The sequence below is a fragment of the Micromonospora sp. SL1-18 genome (assembly GCF_047921505.1).
GTDB lineage: Bacteria > Actinomycetota > Actinomycetes > Mycobacteriales > Micromonosporaceae > Micromonospora.
This window is the reverse complement of sequence record NZ_JBLROA010000003.1, coordinates 128,725-151,058: the sequence shown is the minus strand read 5'-3', so window position 1 is coordinate 151,058 and position 22,334 is coordinate 128,725. Positions and strand designations below refer to the sequence as shown.

General features: G+C 71.3%; 21 protein-coding genes. 9 read left to right on the top strand and 12 right to left on the bottom strand.

The window, feature by feature from the left end; all coding sequences use genetic code 11:
* Positions 1 to 142 precede the first annotated feature (142 nt).
* Positions 143 to 1,108: a Gfo/Idh/MocA family protein gene (locus ACNAW0_RS02470; protein WP_416286002.1), complete on the bottom strand. Its 966-nt coding sequence runs from the start codon at positions 1,106 to 1,108 to the stop codon at positions 143 to 145.
* Positions 1,105 to 2,205: a DegT/DnrJ/EryC1/StrS family aminotransferase gene (locus tag ACNAW0_RS02465; RefSeq protein WP_416286001.1), complete on the bottom strand. Its 1,101-nt coding sequence runs from the start codon at positions 2,203 to 2,205 to the stop codon at positions 1,105 to 1,107. Before ACNAW0_RS02465 ends, ACNAW0_RS02470 begins: the two co-directional genes overlap by 4 nt.
* Before the next feature lie 201 nt (positions 2,206 to 2,406).
* Between ACNAW0_RS02465 and ACNAW0_RS02460 the strand changes: the two genes are divergently transcribed.
* Entirely contained in the window at positions 2,407 to 3,471 is a 1,065-nt protein-coding gene (locus ACNAW0_RS02460; protein ID WP_416286000.1) for a lysylphosphatidylglycerol synthase domain-containing protein, read from the top strand.
* Positions 3,472 to 3,559: 88 nt separating this feature from the next.
* Here ACNAW0_RS02460 and ACNAW0_RS02455 read toward each other — a convergent pair whose 3' ends face one another.
* From ACNAW0_RS02455 to ACNAW0_RS02440, 4 genes are read right to left on the bottom strand one after another with little or no spacing between them, the layout of a single operon-like run.
* The gene (locus ACNAW0_RS02455; RefSeq protein ID WP_416285999.1) at positions 3,560 to 4,822 is read right to left on the bottom strand and encodes an acyl-CoA reductase; all 1,263 of its coding nucleotides are present in this window, start codon (positions 4,820 to 4,822) and stop codon (positions 3,560 to 3,562) included.
* The gene (locus tag ACNAW0_RS02450) at positions 4,789 to 5,838 is read right to left on the bottom strand and encodes an acyl-protein synthetase (RefSeq protein WP_416285998.1); all 1,050 of its coding nucleotides are present in this window, start codon (positions 5,836 to 5,838) and stop codon (positions 4,789 to 4,791) included. The genes ACNAW0_RS02455 and ACNAW0_RS02450 overlap by 34 nt, the downstream gene beginning before the upstream one ends.
* On the bottom strand, positions 5,835 to 7,256 hold the full coding sequence (locus tag ACNAW0_RS02445) for an AMP-binding protein (RefSeq protein WP_416285997.1): 1,422 nt from the start codon (positions 7,254 to 7,256) through the stop codon (positions 5,835 to 5,837). Before ACNAW0_RS02445 ends, ACNAW0_RS02450 begins: the two co-directional genes overlap by 4 nt.
* A 44-nt stretch (positions 7,257 to 7,300) precedes the next feature.
* Positions 7,301 to 8,485, bottom strand: coding sequence for a glycosyltransferase family 4 protein (locus ACNAW0_RS02440; protein ID WP_416285996.1), 1,185 nt, complete (start codon positions 8,483 to 8,485; stop codon positions 7,301 to 7,303).
* Positions 8,486 to 8,840: 355 nt separating this feature from the next.
* On the opposite strand from ACNAW0_RS02440, the gene ACNAW0_RS02435 reads away from it, so the two are divergent.
* The 3 genes from ACNAW0_RS02435 to ACNAW0_RS02425 are packed head-to-tail and all read left to right on the top strand — an operon-like array spanning position 8,841 to position 10,529.
* Complete coding sequence (locus tag ACNAW0_RS02435; RefSeq protein WP_416285995.1) at positions 8,841 to 9,542, top strand: UDP-N-acetylglucosamine acyltransferase; 702 nt, start codon at positions 8,841 to 8,843, stop codon at positions 9,540 to 9,542.
* Positions 9,543 to 9,544: 2 nt separating this feature from the next.
* Positions 9,545 to 9,784: an acyl carrier protein gene (locus ACNAW0_RS02430; protein ID WP_416285994.1), complete on the top strand. Its 240-nt coding sequence runs from the start codon at positions 9,545 to 9,547 to the stop codon at positions 9,782 to 9,784.
* Positions 9,777 to 10,529 carry an SDR family NAD(P)-dependent oxidoreductase gene (locus ACNAW0_RS02425; protein WP_416285993.1) on the top strand — a complete coding sequence of 251 codons (753 nt, stop codon included), beginning with the start codon at positions 9,777 to 9,779 and terminating at the stop codon, positions 10,527 to 10,529. The genes ACNAW0_RS02430 and ACNAW0_RS02425 overlap by 8 nt, the downstream gene beginning before the upstream one ends.
* A gap of 101 nt (positions 10,530 to 10,630) precedes the next feature.
* Here the strand turns inward: ACNAW0_RS02425 and ACNAW0_RS02420 are convergent, their stop codons facing one another.
* Genes ACNAW0_RS02420 through ACNAW0_RS02410 form a run of 3 tightly spaced genes read right to left on the bottom strand, consistent with a single transcriptional unit; the run spans position 10,631 to position 13,195 of the window.
* Entirely contained in the window at positions 10,631 to 11,092 is a 462-nt protein-coding gene (locus tag ACNAW0_RS02420) for an acyltransferase (protein WP_416285992.1), read from the bottom strand.
* 4 nt (positions 11,093 to 11,096) lie between these two features.
* A complete protein-coding gene (locus tag ACNAW0_RS02415) occupies positions 11,097 to 12,026 on the bottom strand; it encodes an NAD-dependent epimerase/dehydratase family protein (protein WP_416285991.1) in 930 nt (309 codons plus the stop codon).
* 26 nt (positions 12,027 to 12,052) lie between these two features.
* On the bottom strand, positions 12,053 to 13,195 hold the full coding sequence (locus tag ACNAW0_RS02410) for a DegT/DnrJ/EryC1/StrS family aminotransferase (protein WP_416285990.1): 1,143 nt from the start codon (positions 13,193 to 13,195) through the stop codon (positions 12,053 to 12,055).
* 118 nt (positions 13,196 to 13,313) lie between these two features.
* Between ACNAW0_RS02410 and lhgO the strand changes: the two genes are divergently transcribed.
* The gene (gene lhgO / locus ACNAW0_RS02405) at positions 13,314 to 14,510 is read left to right on the top strand and encodes an L-2-hydroxyglutarate oxidase (RefSeq protein WP_416285989.1); all 1,197 of its coding nucleotides are present in this window, start codon (positions 13,314 to 13,316) and stop codon (positions 14,508 to 14,510) included.
* Positions 14,511 to 14,540: 30 nt separating this feature from the next.
* Here the strand turns inward: lhgO and ACNAW0_RS02400 are convergent, their stop codons facing one another.
* Complete coding sequence (locus ACNAW0_RS02400; RefSeq protein ID WP_416286022.1) at positions 14,541 to 15,149, bottom strand: TetR/AcrR family transcriptional regulator; 609 nt, start codon at positions 15,147 to 15,149, stop codon at positions 14,541 to 14,543.
* Positions 15,150 to 15,367: 218 nt separating this feature from the next.
* Between ACNAW0_RS02400 and ACNAW0_RS02395 the strand changes: the two genes are divergently transcribed.
* The 4 genes from ACNAW0_RS02395 to ACNAW0_RS02380 all read left to right on the top strand — a co-directional run bounded on the left by ACNAW0_RS02395 (position 15,368) and on the right by ACNAW0_RS02380 (position 20,471).
* Positions 15,368 to 16,261, top strand: a complete 894-nt coding sequence (locus ACNAW0_RS02395; RefSeq protein ID WP_416285988.1) for an ABC transporter permease — start codon at positions 15,368 to 15,370, stop codon at positions 16,259 to 16,261.
* Complete coding sequence (locus ACNAW0_RS02390) at positions 16,254 to 17,072, top strand: ABC transporter ATP-binding protein (RefSeq protein ID WP_416285987.1); 819 nt, start codon at positions 16,254 to 16,256, stop codon at positions 17,070 to 17,072. Before ACNAW0_RS02395 ends, ACNAW0_RS02390 begins: the two co-directional genes overlap by 8 nt.
* Before the next feature lie 143 nt (positions 17,073 to 17,215).
* The gene (locus ACNAW0_RS02385; protein WP_416285986.1) at positions 17,216 to 18,724 is read left to right on the top strand and encodes a D-ribitol-5-phosphate cytidylyltransferase; all 1,509 of its coding nucleotides are present in this window, start codon (positions 17,216 to 17,218) and stop codon (positions 18,722 to 18,724) included.
* 31 nt (positions 18,725 to 18,755) lie between these two features.
* Positions 18,756 to 20,471 (top strand): CDP-glycerol glycerophosphotransferase family protein, encoded by a 1,716-nt coding sequence (locus tag ACNAW0_RS02380; RefSeq protein ID WP_416285985.1) that lies wholly within the window; start codon positions 18,756 to 18,758, stop codon positions 20,469 to 20,471.
* 12 nt (positions 20,472 to 20,483) lie between these two features.
* Here ACNAW0_RS02380 and ACNAW0_RS02375 read toward each other — a convergent pair whose 3' ends face one another.
* Entirely contained in the window at positions 20,484 to 21,251 is a 768-nt protein-coding gene (locus ACNAW0_RS02375) for an alpha/beta fold hydrolase (protein ID WP_416285984.1), read from the bottom strand.
* A 101-nt stretch (positions 21,252 to 21,352) separates the two neighbouring features.
* Positions 21,353 to 22,222, bottom strand: coding sequence for a C39 family peptidase (locus tag ACNAW0_RS02370; protein WP_416285983.1), 870 nt, complete (start codon positions 22,220 to 22,222; stop codon positions 21,353 to 21,355).
* Positions 22,223 to 22,334 lie beyond the last annotated feature (112 nt).

The following is a 22,334-nucleotide window of genomic DNA, read 5'->3' as shown; positions in this document are numbered from 1 at the left end:
ACGGGCATCCTCGTACTCAGGTCCGACTGGGAACGCACGTCGACCGGCCCCGGCGACGGCTCGACGAGCATACGCGGAAAAACTGACGCCTGGCGGGAGCTGGGCGGGCCGCTGATCGTCGGGGCCCGCCAGCTCCCGCCGATCAGCGGGCGGTGTCCTCGATGATGCTGGCGACCGCGCGGTGGGCGGGCAGGATCCGCTGGCGCTCCACGTCGGCGTCGACCTTGCCGGCGAGGATGTCGAGGAAGTGGTCGAGTTGGGCGGCGAGCGGCTCCCGGTTGGAGATCAGCTCGGGCACCTCCATGATGCTCTGCTGGCGGTAGCCCCGGCCGTCCGGCGTGGCGGCGTCCAGCGAGACGTGCCGGTAGATGGTCACGTCCTTGCGGATCAGGTCCGCCTCGATCAGCCGGTCCACCTCGCTGATCACCAGCGTACGCACCTTCCGCTGGCCGATCCGGCTGGCCGACACGTTGGCCAGCGCGCCGTTGCCGAAGGTGAGCACGGCCTCGGCCACGTCCTCAGCGCCCGGCACGGAGTCGGGGTGGAAGTAGCCGAGCGATCCGCGGACGGACACCGGCTCCTGCCCGCCAAAGGCCTGGATGGTGAGATCCACGTCGTGTACCAGCAGGTCCCAGGCCACGCCGGTGCGGATCCGGGGCGCGTAGGGCGAGTGCCGGGTGACGGTGAGGTGGACCGGCTTGTGCACCAGCGCCAGCGCGGTCAGCACTGCCGGGTTGAAGCGCTCGAGCAGGCCGCACAGGAGCGGGAGCCGGCGCTTCTCGGCGTCGGCGACGATCTCCTCGGTCTCGACCAGGCTGCCGCAGACCGGCTTCTCGATCAGCAGCGGCTTGTCGGCGGCGAGCACCTGCTCGGCCAGCCCGTGATGGTGCTCTGTCGGCGCGGCGATGACGACGGCGTCGACGCTGGAGAGGTCGGCCAGGTCCGGAGCCCAGGCCGCGCCGTACCGGTCAGCGGTCTCCCGCCCGACCGACTCCCGGGGCTCGACCACCAGCGCCAGCTCGGCGCGGGGCGACTGGGCGATCACCCGGGCGTGCAGCGAGCCCATCGTGCCGGTGCCGACGAGCGCGAATCGCACCGGGGCGGTCATGCGCCGGCCGCCTTCCGGACCGCCTCGACCACCCGGTCGACGTCACCATCGGTGAGGTGGTGGTGGACCGGCAGGGAGACGCACTGGCGTACCACCCGGTCGGCCACCGGTGCCGGGTCGGCGACGACTCGGGGATGGTCGCGGTAGCAGTCGTAGTCGTAGACGGTCTTCGGGTAGTAGATGCCGCAGCCGACAGCCTGCTCGGTGAGCCGCGCGATGAACTCGTCCCGGCCGACGGCGGCCTCGTCGGTCACCAGGACCGTGTACTGGTGCCACACGTGCGAACGACCGGGCAGCTCGGCGGGCAGCCGCAGGCCGGGCACGTCCGCCAGCCCGGCGGAGAGCCGGGCCGCGTTGTCCTTGCGCCGCCGGACGTTCTGCTCGTAGCTGGCCAGCTGAGGGATGCCGAGGGCGGCCTGCAGGTCGGTCAGACGGTAGTTGTGCCCCGCGACCTCGTACTGGTAGCGCTGCCGCATGCCCTGGTTGCGCAGGATCCGCAGCCGATCGGCGAGCCCGGCGTCGTTGGTGGTGATCATCCCGCCCTCACCGGTGGTGAGGTTCTTCGTCGCGTAGAGCGAGAAGGTGCCGAGGCCGAAGCTGCCCGCCCCCCGTCCATCGATCGTCGCGCCCAGCGACTGGGCCGTGTCCTCGACCAGGCCGAGACCGTGCTGCTGCACCAGCGGGAGGATGCCGTTCATGTCGGCGGGCTGCCCGTAGAGGTGAACAGGCATGACGACCTTCGTCCGCGGACCGATGGCGGCCGCCAGCGCGGCCGGATCCATGCAGAAGTCGTCCTCGCGGATGTCGGCGAAGCGCGCGGTCGCGCCCGCCTCGAGAATCGCGTTGAGGGTGGCGACGAACGTGAACGGGCTGGTGACGACCTCGTCGCCGGGCTGCAGGTCCAGCACCTCGAGCGCCGCCACGAGAGCGGTGGTGCCGTTGTTGACGGCCACCGCGTGCTCCACGCCGACGGTCGCGGCGAACTCGCGCTCCAGCCGGGCGACCATCGGGCCCTGGGCGATGACGCCCGAACGGATCACCTCGACCACCAGCTGTTCAGCCGCCTCGTCGATCCTGACGACGGAAATGGGGATCACACGTCTCTCCTTGAGGGGTGTCGGTGGCAGCGAGCAGACGGTAACAGCGGGGGAAACATCACGCGACAGGCGTCCCCGCCGTGGGTTACGTAGCGGCGTGCCGGGGCGCATGCCGGCACAAAACCTGGACTAGTGTAGTGCCTTGCCGTGTCCACCCCACCCGGCAGGTTCGGGCGAAATCCGACGCAGAGGCAGGTAACTGTGGTAAACACCGTCGCGCGCAGGGACGGCGGTACTGCTGTCCCTGAGGCAGCGCCCGACGCGCCCACGCCCGGCGGTGCCCGGCGCTGGTTGTCGCTCGGCGTCCGAGTGCTGGTCATCGCCGCCATCGCCGTCGGCATGGTATGGAGCCTGATCAGCCAGTGGCCGCAGGTCCGCTCCACCTGGCAGGGACTTGCCTGGCAGGCCGTGGTGCTGTCGGTGCTCGCCGCGCTCGCCGGCATGGTGGCCAACACGATGGCCTGGCGGGCGGCGGCGGCCGATCTGGAGCACCGGGTCTCGGTGCCTGCCGCGCTGCGCATCTGTCTGGTGGGGCAGCTCGGCAAGTACATCCCCGGCAGCGTGTGGGCGTACGTACTCCAGGTCGAGCTGAGCAAGCGGGCCGGCCTGCCGCGCGCGCGGGCCTTCCTGGCAACCCTGGTGACCCTCGGTCTCGGCGTGACGGCGGCGCTCGGTCTCGGCCTGCTCAGCCTGCCGTCGCTGCGGGAGGCGGCGGCCGGCGCCGACGACACGTACGCGGAGTCGGTCCGGGTCGCTCTCTGGATCGTTGCGGTCCTCTTCCCGGTCGCCCTGGTATGCGCGGTGCCACGGGTACTCACCGCGCTCATCCAGGTCGCGCTCCGGGTGCTGCGCCGGCCGCGGCTGGCGCACCAGCTCACCTGGCTGGGCGTGCTGCGCGTGGTGGGCTGGAGCGCCGTCGGCTACGGCCTGTTCGGTGTGCACCTGTGGCTGCTGGCGAACGCGCAGGCGGCGCCTGGCGTCGAGGGTCTGCTGCGCTGCGTGGGATCGTTTGCGATCGCCATGACGGTCGGCATGTTCGCGTTCCTCTCCCCGTCCGGGCTCGGCGTCCGGGAGGCCGTCCTGGTCGCCACGCTGGCACCGTTCCTGCCGGGTGCCGGCGGGGTGGGCGCGGCGATCGGCATCGCTCTGGCCTCACGGCTCATCTTCACCATCGCCGACGTGCTCGCCGCCGGGCTGGCGGCGCTGTCCGCCGCACGGGAGTTGCGCCGGGGTGGCGTGCCGGCAACATCCGGCACCGCCGGGTGACGGGCCACCGCCCACCCCACGACGCGAACGGGGCCCGGTCACGCGAGGCGTGACCGGGCCCCTTCTGCCTCTACGGGAAATCAGTGGGTCAGCGACGTACCGTGGTGATCCGGGTGAACTCGTGCATCAGGTCGAAGCCGTCCCAGACGGCGGCGAAGTTCAGCGCGTCGCCGATCGGCACGATCCGGTCGATACCGCGCCCAGCGACCATCCGGGCAAAGGCGACGAGTTCCTCGCCATCGAAGCCGAAGTAGGTCACCGTCTGGTCCCGCCGGACCACGACCGGGGCCAGTTCGGCCAGGCTGTCGACCCGGGCCTGCGGAAACGTGCCGACGCCGAGCCAGCGGCGCGGGATGCCGCCGGGCTCGACCAGGTCGACCGTGGCCAGGTCGTTGCCGTCGAAATGAACGGCCGTGGCGGCGCCCTCGATGGCGAGGCCGTACGTCGCCACCCGCTTCTCCACTGCCATCGCGGCGTCCACCTCCGGCCGCTTGCCATCGAGCACGGCCCGCAGCCGGGAGAGCAGGTCGGCCCGGGCGGCCGCGGTGCTCGCGGCGTCGCCGACCCAGTACACGGTCCGCGGCGACGAGCAGGCCGCCTGGTCGAACCAGTACGAGTCGTTGTAGAAGCCGAGCGCCGCGGCGTCCCGATCCCGCTCGTCGGCGGCCAGCCAGCCGGACGCGCTGATCACGGTGAACGAGGAACGGTCGGGGAAGGTGAGGTCCCGGGCGTGCGGGGCGAGCGGGTGCCGACGGATGTCGGTCACCGACCGGTCCCCGCCCCAGATCACCCGCAGGTCGGCGGCGGCCGACAGCGCGGCGGTCACGGTGTCGTCGCGGCCGTAGGTCACCATCCGCTGGGTCTGCCGGACCGCCTCGTCGGCCTCGGCGAGGGTGTCGTTGAGCGCGTCCAGTACCGCGTCGGCCGCCCCCGCCGAGCGCGAGGAGATCCGGACCACGTTGGCGTTGCCGCCGAGTGCGGACAGCGCCCACGAGTACACGAAAATCGTGTCGACGTTCGCCGGGGGCACGTGGAAGACCAGGCCCCGCGGGAAGCGGAGCTGCCCGGGAGTTTCGGCCACCCGCTCCAGCGCCTTGGCGATCTCACCGCGCCGCAGGAAGAATCCGAGCGAGGCTAGCTCCGGGTGCCGCCGGGCGACCGCCGGGCGGAGCAGCCTGCGCGCAAACGACACCAGGAACTCCACGATCCGCTCGTCGCCGATCCGGAGCGGACCACCCGCCGGGACCTCCCGCATGGCGACGAGCAGGTCGTCGACGGCGACCGCGCCGCCGGCCGGGAACCGTTCAATCACCTTGCTCACGCCGCCGCCTCCGTGAACGTGTCGCTGCATCCGCGTGCCTCCGCGCGGGGCAGGCGGCCGAGAATGGAGAAACGCTTGCCGGGCCAGGCGCCGTCGTCGACGCCGTGCACCACCCCGCGGTCCTCGGTCAGCAGCAGGTGCCCGGGGTATGAGCGGGGCAGCGTGCTGATCACCTGCACCACACCCGGGGTGCCCACCGGCACCTCCTCCCAGGTGCGCGGGTCACGGACGATGACGTCGGAGAAGTCGGGGCAGTAGAGACCGCCGCCGTCCGGGCCCTCCAGGAAGGTCAGCCCGATCTGCTCGACCATCCCGTAGAAGTTGTGGATCCGGCTCAGGCCGGTGTCCTCGGTGAATCGGCGGCGGAACTCGGCATTGTCGACGGCGCGGTCGACCAGTTTCTTCCACCCTCCGCTGTGGATGAGGATCCCGTTGCTCAGGTCGAGCTTGTGGTCCCGGGCCAGCTCGTAGAGATAGAGCCAGGTCATGAAGGTGAAACCGAAGATCAGGAACGGCTGGTCACCGTACCGGTCGAGGAAGGCGCGCACCGCGTCGAGATCCGGCTGGTCGTGCTCGTCGAGGACGAAGGTGTGGTCCCGACCGAAGTTCATCATGCCCAGCACGCCCGCGCCCCGGGCCGAGAACGACTTCCGATTCTTGAACAGGGCGCGGGTGTCGACCAGCAGCATCGGCAGTCGCTGCGACCCGATGACGGTACGCATGGTCGCCGACAGCATCCTCTGCTGCACCGACGCCGCGTCCTTGTCCAGGTAGATGCGGCTGACGTCGCCGGTGGTGCCGGACGAGGTGAGCACCTTGAACACCTCGTCGTCCGGGATGCTCTTGAGCACGTGGTGCTTGAACAACCGCACCGGCAACCAGGGCAGGTCGGCGAGGCGTTCGTAGCGACGGCCGGGGTGGTGGCCCAGCGAGGCGAGCAGCCGGGCGTACTCCGGGCTGTTCGCCCGGTGGTGCTCGGTCAGCTCCACCAGCTCGGGCAACAACCGCGCTTCACGGGCCGGCTGGTCGAGGGTGAAGAGCGTCATACCTGCGCCTCCAGGGAGCGGTAGTCGATCTTGCCGTTGGGCAGCTGCGGCAACCGCTCGATGCTGCGGACGTCGAAACCTGACCGGTGCAGCTTGAGCCGTTCGGCCAGCCGGCCGGCCACCGCACGGCACTCGTCCGGCTCGATGCCCTCCAGGAAGAGGACGATCTTGTCCGGACCGGACACCGCCACAACTGGGCCCTGGTCACGGACCATTTCCTCGATATCGTGCAGGTTGACCCGGATGCCGAAGATCTTGCCGAACCGCTTGAGCCGACCCCGCAGCCAGACGAAGCCGTCCTCGTCCAGGTGGCCGAGATCACCGGTGCGGAGCACGCCGCCCTGCTCGTCGCCGCGGCTGAGATCGGCCGAGCCCTCCGCGTAGCCCATCATCACGTTCGGCCCCCGGTAGACGACCTCGCCGACCACGCCGGGCTCGCTGGTCTCCGCGCCGTCCGCGTCCAGCACGTTGAAGGAACCGCCGGCCAAGGCGGGCCCGACCGAGCCGACCCGGTCCGGCAACGCGTCCGCCGGCAGGGTGCTCATCCGCGGCCCCGCCTCCGTGCAGCCCCACATCACGTGGAACCGGCCGCCGGCCGTACTGATCTTCTCATGGAAGGCGAGGATCACCTCGTCCCGGAGCTTGCCGCCTGCCTGGGTCAGCGTCCGCAGCGAGGGGTACTTTGCCGGGCTCCACCGGATGCGGTGCAGCATCTCGTAGTTGTATGGCACCCCGGCCAGCGAGGTCGCGCCGTGCTCCTGGACCGCCTGCCAGAACTCCCGGGCCAGCACACCGCCGTCGACCACGAGGATCGCCGCCCCGGCGGCGAGGTGGCTGTTGAGTACCGACATGCCGAAGCTGTAGTAGAGCGGAAGGCTGGTCGGGGCGACCTCGTCCGGGCCGATGGAGAGCGCCTCGGCGATCGCGGTGGCGTTGGCGAGCACCGCCTCGCGGGACAGCCGGACAAACTTCGGGTCGCCGGTCGAACCGGAGGTGGCCAGCAGCACGGCCAGATCGGGGTGCGGCTGATCGGCCGGGGCCGTTTCGCGCACCCAAACCGGCCCCAGCGCCTCGTCCTCGACGCGGCGGTAGCCCTTCGGCAGGTCGCCAGGGGTGGCACCGGCACCGCCCTCGGCCAGCCCGAGCACCGCTGCGGGCTCGAACCGTCGGACGAAGTCGGCCAGCACCGCCGGGTCGAGCGCCGGGTCGAGCAGCGCGACGGGACGTCCCGCCTCGACCGCGCCGGCGTAGCGGAGCACCGCGTCAACCGTGAGCCCGCTGCGGGCGAAGAGCACGCCGGCCGGCAGGTTGCCGAGGGCCACGGCGACCCGGCCGAGCCGGTCGGCGAGCTCGTCGCCGCCGAGCACCGCCCCGGTGGCCGAGTCGATCAGTCGGGTGGACGGAGCCACCAGGTTCATGGGTTACTTCCTCCGGAACGGCCCGAATGCCGGCAGAAAAATCGTCACCCGGACGTCATCCGCTCGAACACTTCCAGGTGCCGACGCGCCACGACATCGAGGGTGAAGTTGGCGTGCACAAGCTCACGCTGCGCCTTGGCGATCCACTCCCGCTCCTGCGGGTCGTCCAGCAACCGGATCACCGCCTCGGCGAGATCGGCCGCGTCGTTGGGCCGAGCCAGGACGAAGTTCTCCCAGTTGCTCAGCTTCACCGCCGGGAAGTTGGTCTCGGTGATCGTACCGATCGTAGCCCGGCCGGCGGCCATCGCCTCGAGGCTGGCGGTGCCGAAGCCGCCGCCCTGGAGGTCGTGGCCGACAATGTCGGCGGCGGCGAAGTAGGCGGGCACGTCGGTGGGCGGGACGGCCCCGGTGGTGATCACGGCGTGGGTTACCCCGAGCTGCTCGGCCCGCTTCTGGTAGGCGTCGTAGTAGACGCGACCCACGATCATCACCTTGGTCTGCGGGTGCTTTTCCAGGATCGCCGGCAGCGCCTCGATCAGGGCGAGGCGGTCGCGGAGCTGGATCACGTGCCCGAGCGAGACGATCAGTGGACTGTCGCCGACGTCGTACTTGGCGCGGACGTCCACGGTCGGAGCCGCCTCGAACCGGCTCGGCTCGACCGCCACCGGGATGTACTCGAACTCGTCCTTGGTGCCCTTGTACCGCTGCTCGACGTACGCCCCGCACAGCTCATCCATGATCACGTAGCGCGGGCGGAACCGGCGCAAGATCGGCTTGACCAGGAACCGGTCCAGCCCCTTGAACAGCGCCATGTACTTCGGGTCGGGGCTCTCCAGGCGGGTGTGCACCGAGAGCAGCACCGGAACCTTGCGCCGCCGGGCGTACCAGCCGGAGAGCCAGGTGAGGTCGAAGAACTGGCCGTGCTGGTGGATCACGTCCGGCTTGAACTCGTCGAGCAGCCGGGTCACCCGGCGCAGGTTGCCGGGCCGAGCGAGGGCGAAGGCCATGTCGAAGTCGATCGCCAGACCGAGCTGCGGCATCGGCATGGCGGGCAGCCGGACCACGCGGTATCCGTCCCGCTCCTCCGTCGCCGGGGCGTCACGGTAGGCTGCCGTCAGCACCAGGACCTCGTGACCAGCCGCCGCGTAGCGGGCCGCCAGGGCGGCGGCCAGGTGGGAACTTCCGCCGGGCCGCGGTGGGAAGAAGTTGTTGACAACAACAATCCGCACGGTGGTGGCTCCTGTCACGTCGGGGGCAACGTTCCCGGGGGTCCGGCCTGGGCAATTGTAGACATCGGTCGGAGAGACTCCGAGGCACGCGACACGGTACCCCAAACCATCGCCGGCCGCCGTGGACCGACTGGCCATATCGACGCGGCGGGCGCCCGCGTGACGCCCGGAAAAGGCGCCCGCGTGACGCCCGGAAAACCGGATGACGACCACGCGGCGGACGGCGGGTGAACGCCGCGGCGGGACGGTCCCGGACCGGGTCTCCGCACGCCGTTCGGGTAGGCTGGCCGACCGACACCCAGGCCGGTCGTGCGCGGCGCGGACCCGCCCGGCCCCAGGCGCAGAGCGGACAGGTATGGCTAACAGAATCCACCCCACCGCCGTGGTCGGCGCTGATGTGGAACTCGGCGACGACAACATCGTGGGCCCGTACAGCGTGATCGTCGGCCCCTGCCGGATCGGAAACGGCAACTGGATCGGCCCGCACGTGGTGATCGGCACCCCCGCCGAGTACCGGGGCGGCCCCCACCCGGTGGGGTGGGACGGCGAGATCGCCGGCGCCGGGGTGGTGATCGGCGACAACAACACCTTCCGTGAGTTCGTCACCGTCCAGCAGGGCACCCAGGAAACCACCCGGGTCGGCGACGACTGCTACCTGCTCGCCCGCAGCCACGTCGGGCACGACTGTGTGCTGGACGACTCCGTCACGCTCACCGGCAACGTGGCGCTGGGCGGCCACACCCACGTCTGGTCATGGGCGAACATCGGCCTCGGCACGGTGGTGCACCAGCGCGGCCAGATCGGGCCGGGCGCCATGGTCGGCATGGCTTCGGCGGTACGCCGTCCCGTCGAGCCGTTTACCATCACCGTCGGCAACCCGGCGCGCGCCAGTGGCGTGAACCGGGTGGGACTGTCCCGGCGGGGCTGCGACGACGCCGTGATCGACGAGTTCGAGTCGTACCTCAAGGGCCGGGCGGACCTGCCGGCCGGCCTGCCGGCCGAGGTGGCGGAGCAGCTCACCGCCTGGGTCAAGATCATCTCTGCTGAGAAGGAGTAATCATGGCGCTGTCGGACCGGCTCCGTGCCGTCTTCGTCGACACGTTGGAGCTTGGCGACGACGTGGACGTCGAGAAGCTCCAGTACCGCGACATCGAGCAGTGGGACTCGCTGGGCCACATGACGCTGGTCGGGGCGATCGAGGACGAGTTCGGCGTCCAGCTCGACACCGAACAGGTCATCGACATGAGCAGCTTCAAGGTCGCGCTGGACATGCTGTCCGGCATGGGTGTCCATGACTGACGCGGCGCGGGCCGGGACGATGGCCGGCCGGATCATCGTGGTGACCGGCGCCACCCGCGGCATCGGCCGGGCTACCGCCGAGGCGCTCACCGAGGCAGGAGCGACGGTCGTCATCACCGGGCGGGACGGCGAGCGGGCCGAGCGTGTGGCCAAGGAGATCGGTGGGGACGTCCGCGGCCACCAGCTCGATGTCACCGACGACGCCGCGGTGACCGCGGTCTTCAAGGAGATCGCGGCCGAGCACGGGCGGATCGATGCCCTGGTGGCCAACGCGGGCGTGCTGGAGAGCGGGCTCGTTGGAATGATCCGAGCGGACCACGTGGAGCGCATGCTGGGCACCAACGTCGCCGGCACCATCGCCACCGTGCAGGCTGCGGCGCGGGTGATGACGCGTAAGAAGTCGGGCGCCATCGTCCTGCTCGCATCGATCGTCGGCGAGCGGGGCAGTGCCGGGCAGACCGCGTACGCGGCGTCCAAGGCGGCGGTCGCGTCGGTGGCCCGCTCGGCGGCCAAGGAGCTCGGGCCGCGGGGCATCCGGGTGAACGCGGTCGCTCCCGGCCTCATCGAGACAGACCTGATCAAGGACCTGCCGACCGACGTGATCGAGCGGCGGGTCGCGGAGACCTCGCTACGCCGCCTCGGCCGGCCCGAGGACGTCGCCCGCGTGATCCGTTTCCTGCTCAGCGATGATGCGGCGTTCGTCACCGGTCAGGTGCTCGGAGTCGACGGGGGTCTGGTGCTCTGAGACGGGTGCCCCCGCTGTCCATCGTCATCCGGTAGGCGCACCAGCACGACGAGGGCCCGGTGAGCACGCTCACCGGGCCCTCGTCGTTTCTGCGTCTCGGCTCAGTCGGCGGTGGACGCCGCCTCGTCACGCAGGTACCCGAACTCCGGCACACCGTCGCCGTCAAAGCTGACCTGGGCCACCGGACGGGCCGGCACGCCGGCGACGACCGTCCGTTCGGGCACGTCGCGGGTCACCACCGCACCGGCCGCCACCACCGCCGAGTCCCCGATCGTCACGCCCATCATCACGGTGGCGTTGGCCCCGATGAAGACGTGATCGCCGATCCGGACCGGCGCCCGGTCGACGGTGTTGTACCTGCGTCCGGACACGCAGCGCTTCGCGCTGGAGTGGGTGTAGATCTGGACGCCGCTGGAGATGTCACAGCCGGCTCCGATGGTCAGCCCACCGGAGCCGTCGATCACCGTGAACGCGCCGATCCAGGTGCCCGGACCGATGACGGGATCGCCGGCGATCCAAGCATGGGCGTTGTACGGATTCGGCGGCAGTTCGGCGGCGGGCACGGGATCAGCTCGCCGAGTTCTTCACCAGCTCGGACATGCCCTGCTCGACCGTCACTCCCGGCTCCCAGCCGAGGACCTCGCGGGCCCGGGTGATGTCGGCCGCGCGGCGGCTGACCAGCACGTCGCGCGGGTTGAAGATGGGCTCCACGTCGGTGCCGACCGCCTGGATGAGGATCTTGGTCAGCTGGGCGATCGAGGTGTCCACCCCGGTACCGATGTTGATCGGCATGTTGTCCTGCTCGCACTCCAGCGCCGCGACCACGCCACGAGCCAGGTCGGTGACGTGGATGAAGTCCATGGACTGCTCACCCTTGCCGTCGATGATCGGCGCCTGGCCGGCCCGCAGCCGCTGGATGAAGGTGTTGATGACGCTGGTGTAGTACGCCTCGATCTTCTGGCCCGGGCCGTAGACGTTGAAGAAGCGCAGCGCGATCCAGGACAGGCCCTTGCTGCGCTGGTAGAAGCCGAGCAGGTCCTCGCCCGCCCGCTTGGAGATGCAGTACGGGGTGAGCGGGTTCAGCTCGTCGTCCTCGTGCATCGGCAGCTTCTTCGGGTCGCCGTACACGGAAGCCGACGAGGCGAAGACGATCCGCTCGACGCCGTGGTCGGCGGCGGCCGCGAACACGTTGTTGTTGCCGACCATGTTGATGTCGATCGACTCGTACGGGTCGGCCTGGCTCTTGTTGATGGAGACCGTGGCGAAGTGGATGACGTGGGTGCAGCCCTTCATGGCGTTGTGCACCGCGCCGCCGTACCGGACGTCCTGCTCGACCAGCTCGACCTTGCCGGTCTGGATCAGCTCGTTGACCCGGGCCCGGTCACCGCGCTGCATGTTGTCGAGGATCCGGACGTGGTAGCCCTTCTCCAGCAACAGTGGGATGACGTGCAGACCGATGAAACCGGCACCGCCGGTGATGAGCACCTTCTTGGTCATTGGAACAGTTCCCTTCTGAGACTGGTTCAGCGTCCGGCGGCGACGGTGGTGACGACCTCGCGGACCGTGGCGGCGACTCGGTCGACCTGGTCGTCGGTCAGGTTGGCGTGCATCGGGATGGCGAGGTGCCGGGCGAATAGGTCGGCGGAGACCGGGCACGGCTGGGCCGGCTCGCCGTAGAGCGGCTGCACGTGCGAGGCGTACGTGCCGAAGTTGCACTGCACGCCGCGCTCCCGCAGCGCCATCGCCACCGCGCCGCGGTCGACCTTCGGGTCCAGCGTCAGGATGTACGCCTGCCACGGGTGCTCCCGGTCAGGCAGCTCGGCCGGGACGGTAACCAGGTCCAGGTCCTTGAGCAGCTCGGCGTAGCGGGCGGCGATCCGGCGCTTGGTGGCGATCAGATCGGGCAGCCGGTCGAGCTGGGCGAGCATGATCGCCGCGGCGACGTCGGAGAGCCGGTAGTTGTAGCCCAGCTCGTCGAAGGTCGGGATGGGCAGGTCCGTGGAGGCGGCCCGGGTCAGCGCACCCTCGATGCCGTACGTGTGCAGCTTGCGGGCGTGGGCGATCAGGTCCTCGCGGTCGGAGGTGAGCGCGCCCCCCTCACCCGCGGTGATGCCCTTGCGGCCGTGGAAGCTGAAGGCGGCGATGTCGGCGAGGCTGCCGGCCGGCCGGCCCTTGTAGGTGGCCCCGGCCGCGCAGGCGGCGTCCTCGATGAGGAAGAGGCCGTGCTTGTCGGCGATGGCGCGCAGCTCGTCGTAGTCGGCCGGCTGGCCGGCCACGTCGACGGCGATGATGCCCGCGGTACGCGGGGTGATCGCCGCCTCGACGGCTGCGGGGTCGATGGTCCAGATGTCCGGACGCACGTCGGCGAAGACGGGCTTCGCCCCCGCCCACATCACCGAGTGACCGGTGGCCGGGAAGGTGTAGTCGCCGACGATGACCTCGTCACCGGCTCCGGCGCCGAGCGTGAGCAGGGCCAGGTGCAGCGCCGACCCGCAGTTGTTGGTGGCGAGCGCGTGGGCGGTGCCCGAGGCGGCCGCGAAGCGCTCCTCGAAGCGGCGGCAGGTCGGCCCGGCCCCAGCGAGCCAGCCGGACTTGAAGACCTCCGCGATGGCGACGAGTTCCGCCTCACCGACCGTGGGCTGACCGAGCGCGATGACGTCTGACATGAGACTCCCTTGACCGAGGACCCGGAGAAGTCTAGGCCACCTCCCGGGGTCGGGCGCGAGCCGGACGCACGGTCGCCTTCGTTACGATCGGTCGCGGCGTCGGCCCGGGGAGATGGTGATGACAAGATTCGTGGTCGTTGGTGGCGGCATCGTCGGGCTCGCCGTGGCGCACCGGCTGATGAGCGACCGGCCCGGGGACACGATCACCGTGCTGGAGAAGGAGTCCGGCTGGGGCGCGCACCAGACCGGGCACAACTCCGGGGTGATCCACGCCGGGGTCTACTACAAGCCGGGCAGCCTGAAGGCCACCCTCTGCAAGGCCGGCAGCGCCTCGATGGTCGAGTTCTGCGCGGAGCACGGCTTGTCGTACGACATCTGCGGCAAGCTCATCGTCGCGACCGACGAGGCCGAGCTGCCCCGCCTGCACGCCCTGCACCAGCGGTCTCTCGCCAACGGGCTGCCGGTGAAGCTGATCGGCGCCGACGAGGCCCGCGAGTACGAGCCGCACGTGTCGGCCGTGGCCGCGATGCACGTCGCCTCGACCGGCATCGTCGACTACGGCGCGGTCTGCCGGAAGCTGGCCGAGCTGCTGGCCGCGGGCGGCGCGGACCTGCGTACCGGCACCGAGGTGACCGGGGTCGCCAACCGCGGTGGAGAGGTGGTCGTCGCCACCAGCCGGGGCGAGGTGACCGGGGACGTGCTGATCAACTGCGCCGGCCTGCACGCGGACCGGATCGCCCGCCTGTCCGGAGCGTCCACACCCATCCGAATCATCCCGTTCCGGGGCGAGTACTACGAACTCGCCCCGCAGCGCCGGGACCTGGTGCGTGGGCTGATCTACCCGGTGCCGGACCCGCAGTTCCCGTTCCTCGGGGTGCACCTCACCCGCATGATCGACGGCAGTGTGCACGCCGGCCCGAACGCGGTCCTGGCCACCGCCCGCGAGGGGTACTCGTGGGGCCGGATCAGCCTGCGGGACGTCTGGGACGAGCTGACCTATCGCGGCCTCTGGGCGCTGGGCCGCAAGCACTACCGGTACGGGCTGACCGAGGTGGCCCGCTCGCTGTCGAAGAAGCGCTTCGCGGACAGCCTGGCCCGGCTGGTGCCGGAGCTCACCCCGGCGGACATCGTCCCGGCCGGCGCGGGCGTCCGGGCGCAGGCGATCCTGCCCGACGGCGGCCTGGTCGACGACTTCCTGATCGTCGAGGCCGACCGGCAGGTGCACGTGCTCAACGCGCCCTCCCCCGCGGCCACCAGCTCCCTCGAGATCGCCCGGCACATCGTGTCCCGGCTCCCGGTGGGGCAGGTCGGCTGAACCACCGGCCCGGCGCGGACGACCGCTCGGTCAGACCGCCGGGCCGGGCAGCACGGCCTCGCGCTGGCGGGGCACGGCCGGGGCCGCGGCCAGCCCGGTGGCCACCGCCTCGACCAGCGCCTCCAGGTACGCGTCGGTCGGGGTCGCCCGGGCGATGGCGAGCCGCCAGTAGAGCGGCCCCACGATCAGGTCGATCGCCCCGTCAAGGTCCAGCCCGGCCGGTAGTTCGCCGCGCCGTACCGCCCGTTCGACCAGCCGGCCGCCGATCTCCTGCTGCTTGCTGCGCAGCACCTGCTGCAGCGCCTGGTCCAGGATCGGGTTCCGGGCCGCCTCGGCGAGCAGGTCGGGGATGATCTGCGAGGCCAGCGGGTGGCGCAGGGCGTGCGTGACGACCTGGAACAGCAGGCTGAGGTCGCCGCGTAGGCTGCCGGTGTCCAGCGCCGGCAGCTTGCTGCCCGCGGCCGCGACGACCGTCTCCAGCACCAGCTCCAGCTTCGAGCTCCAGCGTCGGTAGACCGCGGTCTTGCTCACCCCGGCCCGGCGGGCGACCGCCTCGATGGAGAGCCGACCGTAGCCCACGGCGGCGAGCTCCTGGATCAGGGCCTTCCGGATGGCCGTGGTGATCTCGCCCCGCAGCACCGCCGCACCGGCGGGTGCGCGTCTTTTCCCGGTGGTCACGTCAGACTCTCTTCGGCTGTCACGTGGGACAATGTATCGCAACGACGATACGGTTGCGTCCCGACGTATTTTGGACTACCGTCCACCCCGCGACGAGCCCGCTCCGGCATGCGCGGGCGCACCGGGCCAGCTCATCGTCACCCCATCCCGTTGGTACGAAAGATCGGAGCGCCCAGCTCATGGCCAACACCGCCCTGGCCGGCCCCGACGCGGGCCTGACCCAGGCGCAACTGGCCGCTCGACACGGCCTACGGGTCGCCGATGAGCGGCCGTCGCTGGTCGAGTACAGCCGCCGACTCTGGGCCTACCGGTACTTCATTGCCGCGTACGCCAACGCCAAGCTCGTCGCCTCGTACAGTAACGCCAAGCTGGGTCAGATCTGGCAGGTGCTGACCCCGCTGACCAATGCCGCGGTCTACTACCTGATCTTCGGCGTGGTGCTCGAACAGAATCGCACCCCGAACTTCATCGCGTACCTCACCACCGGCCTGTTCATCTTCAACTTCACGCAGAGCGCGATCCTGGCCGGGACGCAGACGATCAGCGGCAACCTCGGGCTGATCCGGGCCCTGCACTTCCCCCGGGCCAGCCTGCCGCTGGCCGCCACACTCACCCAGTTCCAGCAGCTGCTGGCCTCGATGATCGTGCTGATCGGCATCGTGCTGGTCACCGGCGAGCCGCTCACCCTGGCGTGGCTGCTGCTGCCGCCGGCGCTGGCGCTGCAGGCGATCTTCAACGCCGGCGTGGTGCTGATCGTCGCCCGGATGGGCGCCAAGGCCAGCGACCTCAAGCAGGTCATGCCCTTCATCATGCGCACCTGGATGTACGGCTCCGGCGTGCTCTACAGCGTGCGGCTGTTCGACCGGCTTCCGGAGTGGGCCGCCACGCTGATCGAGTTCAACCCGATGCTGGTCTACATCGAGCTGGCCCGGTACGCCCTGCTCGAACAGGCGCCGACGCTCAACGAGTCACTGACCCAGCTGTGGCTGGTGGCGGCCGGCTGGGCCGTGGTGGCCGGCATCGGCGGATTCATCTACTTCTGGCGCGGCGAACAGGAGTACGGTCGTGGTTGAGCACCTCAACGGGACGGACGAGGTCACCCTGGCCCTGCCCACGCTCCAGGCGCGGATCCCCACCGTGGTGGTGGACGAGGCGCACATCGTCTACCGGGTGCACAAGGGCGCCGGGGGCGGCACCACCCCGGTCGCCGCGCTGCGCCGGCTGGTCAAGCGCACCCAGGCCCCGAACGTGCGCGAGGTGCACGCGGTCAAGGGGGTCAGCTTCACCGCGTACCGGGGCGAGGCGATCGGCCTGATCGGCAGCAACGGGTCCGGCAAGTCCACCCTGCTGCGGGCCATCGCCGGGCTGCTCCCGGTCGACCGCGGCGCGATCTACACCCAGGGGCAGCCGTCCCTGCTCGGCGTCAACGCCGCGCTGCTCAACGACCTCTCCGGCGAGCGGAACGTCACCCTCGGCTGCCTGGCCATGGGCATGCCGCCCGAGGAGGTCGCCCGGCTCACTCCCGAGATCATCGAGTTCTCCGGCATCAACCAGCGCGGCGACTTCGCCTCGTTGCCGATGCGCACCTACTCCTCCGGCATGGCCGCCCGGCTGCGCTTCTCCATCGCCGCCGCGAAGAAGCACGACGTGCTGCTGGTCGACGAGGCGCTCGCCACTGGTGACAAGGGGTTCCGCAAGCGCAGCGAGCAGCGGGTCCGGGAGCTACGGGAGAGCGCTGGCACGGTGTTCCTGGTCAGCCACCAGCTCTCGTCGATCCGGGACACCTGCGAGCGGACAATTTGGCTGGAATCGGGCGAACTACGCATGGACGGTCCCACCGACGAGGTCATCCGGGCCTACGAGGAGTTCTCGAACGGCAGGTAACGTCGGAGTACCCACCCGGTGACCTGCGGACCTACAACCATCCGGCCACCGGCGCGGATCATCCGAACAGACACGTTAGGGTTCATCCGGTCGGCCCGATTGCCGGCGCCCAATCGTTGGATCGTTGAGAGTGAGGATCGGCAATGACGCAGGACCACACCACCAGCCCGGACGCCGTCGCCGCGGGGACACCGTGGCGACCCTCGCGGACGGTGGCAGTGGTGCTGGCCGGCGGCACCGGGACCCGGCTGGGGCTGGGCATCCCCAAGCAGTTGCTGAAGATCGCCGGTAAGCCGATCATCGAACACACCCTGGCCGTATTCGAGGCCGCCCCCGAGATCGACGAGATCCTCGTGCTGATGGCGTCCGGCCACGTGGCCGAGGCCCAGCAGATCGTCGACAAGGCCGGCTTCAGCAAGGTCAGCAAGGTCATCGAGGGCGGGGACACCCGCAACGCCACCACCCGCATCGCGCTCGATGCGATCGGCGAGGGCGACGTCAACGTCCTCTTCCACGACGCGGTCCGTCCGCTGGTCAGCGCCCGGATCGTACGCGAGTGCGTGAACGCGCTGTGGACGTACGCGGCCGTCGACGTGGCGATCCCGTCGGCCGACACGATCGTCCAGGTCGACGAGAACGACTGCATCACCGACATCCCGGTCCGCGCCACGCTGCGCCGCGGCCAGACCCCGCAGGCGTTCCGGTCCGGCGCCATCCGTGAGGCCTACCGGCGGGCCGAGGGCGACCCCGACTTCGCCGCCACCGACGACTGCGGAGTGGTGCTGCGCTACCTGCCCGGCACGCCGATCAAGGTGATCGACGGCTCGGACGAGAACATCAAGGTCACCCACCCGGTCGACGTGCACCTGGCGGACAAGCTCTTCCAGCTCGCCGCCGCCCAGGCGCCCAGGGTGAGCGACCACCGCAGCTACCTGGAGGAGCTGACCGGGCGGACCATCGTGGTCTTCGGCGGCAGCTACGGCATCGGACACGACCTGACCGAGCTGGCCCGCGGCTACGGCGCCCAGGTGTTCCCGTTCAGCCGCTCCACCACCGGCACCCACGTCGAGCGGCCCGAAGACGTGGCCGCCGCGCTGAAGACCGCCTTCGAGGCCACCGGCCGCATCGACCACGTGGTGGTCACCGCCGGCGTCCTGGAGCGGGGTGCCCTCACGGAGATGGACGCGGAGACGATGGACCGGCTCCTGCACGTCAACTTCGTCGGCCCGGTCACCGTCGCCCGGCAGTCACTGCCGTACCTCCAGCAGACCAAGGGCCAGCTGCTGCTCTACACGTCCAGCTCGTACACCCGGGGCCGGGCCCGGTACGCGCTCTACTCGGCCACCAAGGCCGCGCTGGTCAACCTGACCCAGGCGCTCGCCGACGAGTGGGCCGAGTTCGCCGTACGGGTCAACTGCGTCAACCCGGAGCGCACCGCCACCCCGATGCGCACCAAGGCATTCGGCGAGGAGCCGGAGCACACCCTGCTCTCCGCCGAGGCCGTCGCGCAGGCCTCCCTGGACGTGCTCGTCTCCGACCTGACCGGTCAGGTCATCGACGTCCGCCGCGCCCCCGGCGAGCTGGCCGCCACGGTGGGCACGCAGCCCGGCGCGCAATCGCCTGAGCAAGTGCCCACGGGCGTCGGCGCCTGACCGGGTCAGGCAGCGGGACGGGACGATCCAGATGCGCGGTGACCTGGTCCGGAAGGCGCTCGCCCGGGCGCTGACCACCGGGCTGGCGGTGCTGGCCTTCCTCGTGGCGGCGCTCACCGGGGCGACCGACTGGGGGTTGGCGGTCGCGGTCACCGCCCTGGTCACCGCCGGATGGGAACGGCGGGTCCGGCCGAGCGCCGACGGCGTCGCCGAGTCGGTGCTCGTCGCTGCCGGAATCCTGGTCGGGTACGCCCGCCGGCTCGACGACGGCTTCGACCCGGCACTGGCCGCCACCGCGCTGGTGCTGCTCGGCCTGGTACTGCTGGTGGGGCCGCTGCGCGACGCCGGCGCCCTGGAGATCCGCACGGCCAACCTTCCGGTCCGCTCCTGGACCCCGCTGGTCGCCGACCGGCTCGGCGACGTGCTGCTGGTGCTGCTCACCCTGGTGGCGGTGGCCGCCGGCCTCGCCCTGCCCGCCTGGGTGGCGCTGGCCGCCGCCCTGCTGGTCGGCGCGGGCTGCGGCGCGCTCGGGCTCGACCTGGCCCGGCGCCGGTTCCGACCGTCGGCCGGGGGCGGGCCGGTGGGCCGCGCGCTGCGCCGGCACCAGCCTGAGTTCGTGCTTTACTTCTCCGCCCCGCCCGGCTCGGCGTACCAGGTCACCATGTGGCTGCCGTACCTGGAGCGGATCGGCCGGCCGTTCCTGGTCCTGGTGCGGGAGCCGGAGTTCCTGCCCGCCATCGCCGCCGCGACCCGCGCGCCGGTGGTCTGCTGCCCGACGCTCAAGGCCATGGACGAGGCCCTGGTGCCGAGCCTGCGGGTGGCCTTCTACGTCAACCACGGCGCGAAGAACAGCCACTGCCTGCGCCTCTCGCAGCTCACGCACGTGCAGCTGCATCACGGCGACAGCGACAAGGCGCCCAGCGCCAATCCGGTCTCGGCGATCTTCGACCGGATCTTCGTGGCCGGGCAGGCCGCGATCGACCGGTACGCCCGGGCCGGCGTGACGATCCCCGCCGAGAAGTTCGTCGTGGTCGGCCGGCCCCAGGTGGAGGCGATCGAGGTACGCCGGGAGCCGGCCCGCGGCCTGGCGCAGCCGACCGTGCTCTACACGCCCACCTGGACGGGGCACCACGCCGACGCGAACTACTGCTCGCTGCCGGTCGCCGAGACGGTGATCCGCCGGCTGCTGGACCGGGGGGCCACGATCATCCTGCGGCACCACCCGTACACCACGCAGAACCCGGCCTCGGCGCGGCAGCTGGCCCGGCTGGCCGAGCTGCTGGCCGCGGACCAGGCGAAGACCGGCCGGGCGCACCTGTGGGGGGCGGCGGCCACCCGCGAGCTGACCCTGACAGACTGCGTCAACCGCTCCGACGCGCTGATCTCGGACGTCTCCGGGGTGGTCTCCGACTGGCTCTATTCCGGCAAGCCGTACGCGGTCACCGACATGGGCGCCGACGGTGAGCACTTCGTCGCACGGTTCCCCCTCGCCGGCTCGGGTTACGTGCTGCACCGGGACATGTCCAACGTGGACGAGGTGCTGACCGAGCTGCTCGACACCGACCCGAAGGCGGCGGTTCGCTGGGCCACCCGCACCCGCTACCTGGGCGACTTCCCCACCGAGTCGTACACCGAGGCGTTCCTCGACGCCGCCCGCCGCGAGCTCGACCCGGGCTGGGACCCGCCGGGCCCGCGCGCCACCGACATCGTCGCCCCCGACGGCTCGCCGCTCTCCCCCAGCGCCTGACGGGCGACGGCGTCACGGCCGGCCGGGCGCGGCGAACGGCGCGAGCAGGTCGAGGACGGCGGTGGGATCCTCGACGTGGGCGCTGTGCCCCAGGCCGGGAAGGGTGACGACGGGCACGCCCAGCTCCTTGAGCTGGGCGTCGGTGACCATCGGGTCGTGCTCGCCCCGGGCCAGCACGACCGAGGCGTCGGTGTCGGCCAGCAGGGCCGGCAGGTCCGGCGCGCCGACCGCGAACGCGGCCGGATCCATGGCCAGCCGCCAGCGGCCGTCCTCGCACCGCAGCCCGGCGTCCACCACCGGGTGGTCGGGGGCGAAGAGCCCCACCAGCCCGGCCACCCGCAGGTAGCGGCGGGCCGCCTCGTCCCGGCTGGCGAACCAGGTCACCGGCCGCTGGGCCAGCTCGCGCGCCTTGTCCAGCTCGGCCGGGGACCAGGTGACCTTGATGCCGAGCCCGATCACCGCGTCGACCGGCAGCCGCCGCGACCGCGCGGCCAGCGCCAGCGCCACCACCCCGCCGAGCGAGTGCCCGAGCAGCACCAGCCGGTCCCGGGGCCCGAGCCGCTCGGCCACCGGGCCGAGCCCCGCCACCACCCGCTCGGTCAGGGCCGCGAAGGAGTACGCCGGCAGCGGCGGCGACCAGCCGTGGCCGGCCAGGTCGGGGGCGAGCCAACGGCCCGCCCAGCGATGCTCCAGCTGCGGCGCCCAGGGCAGCCACACCTCACCGGTGGCACCCAGGCCGTGCAGCAGCAGCAGATGGCGGGCTCCCGTCTCGTCGGCCATACGGCGCAGTGTGCCACCGGACCGGCACGACGCGCGAGACCCCCGCGTACGCGGTCGGGCACCGGCTCGCAGGAGCCGGTGCCCGACGGGGAGGGGTGCGATCAGGCCGAGTAGCCTCGGGTGGCGGCCCAGTTCGCCAGGTCGATGGTGGTGATCCAGTACGAGGGCATCGCCGGGTTGGCCGAGTCGGCGATCAGCGCGGTCCGGCCGTTGTTCTTGTAGCCGACCACCGCGATGTAGTGGCCGCCGGGGAACGAGTGCCAGCCGCCGTCGGTGTCGGTGGCGGAGCCGGCGATGTTGACCACGACGCCACGACGGTGGCTGATCGCCTTGACCAGGTCGGCCTGGAGCTGGTCCATCTGCGCCGGCGTCGCGGCCTGGCCGGGGATCACGTGCGTCCGGTACGGGCTGCCCTTGACCATCTGGTTCAGCCCCCGGGTGGTGTCCTCGGCCGAGTCGGTGCCGTTCATGCCGGCGTTCAGCGGGGCGACCATCGCGTCCTGGGTGGTCTCGATGCCGCTCGCGCTCAGGGCGTTGCGCACGGCGGCCGGGCCGCAGTTCCAGTAGTCGGTCTGCGCCTCGTAGTTGTAGTTGAGGATCTTGCTCGACGGCGGCTTCGGCTTCGGCTTGCGGGTGACGTCCGGGTTCGCCTTGGCGGTGCTGGGCTTCGCCGACGGCGACGGCGACGCGGACGGGCTCGGCGACGCGCTCGGCGAGTCGGACTGGGACGGCGCCGGAGCGGCGGCCTGCGCCTCGCCGCGGCTGGCGACCTCACCGAGCCGGGGGGCCAGCTCGGTGACGGCGGACGCGCGCTCCTGCTGGGCGGGCGCGTCGCCGGTGCCGGTCAGCGCGACGCTGACGCCGCCGGCCAGCACGAGGGCCGCGGCGGAGCCGGCGACGATCTGGTAAGGGCGCTCGGTCACGAGGCGCCGCAGCTTACGGTTCAGGTGGTGCTTCACGTGTTCCTCCACGAGGGGCTGTGCGGCACACGCCGGCCCGACGCGCGGACGAGGTCACGCGCGTTGCCAGGCGGGATGGCCGCGGGAAGGGAAGCGCCCGGTGAGCCGGGCTGCGAGGGCGGTT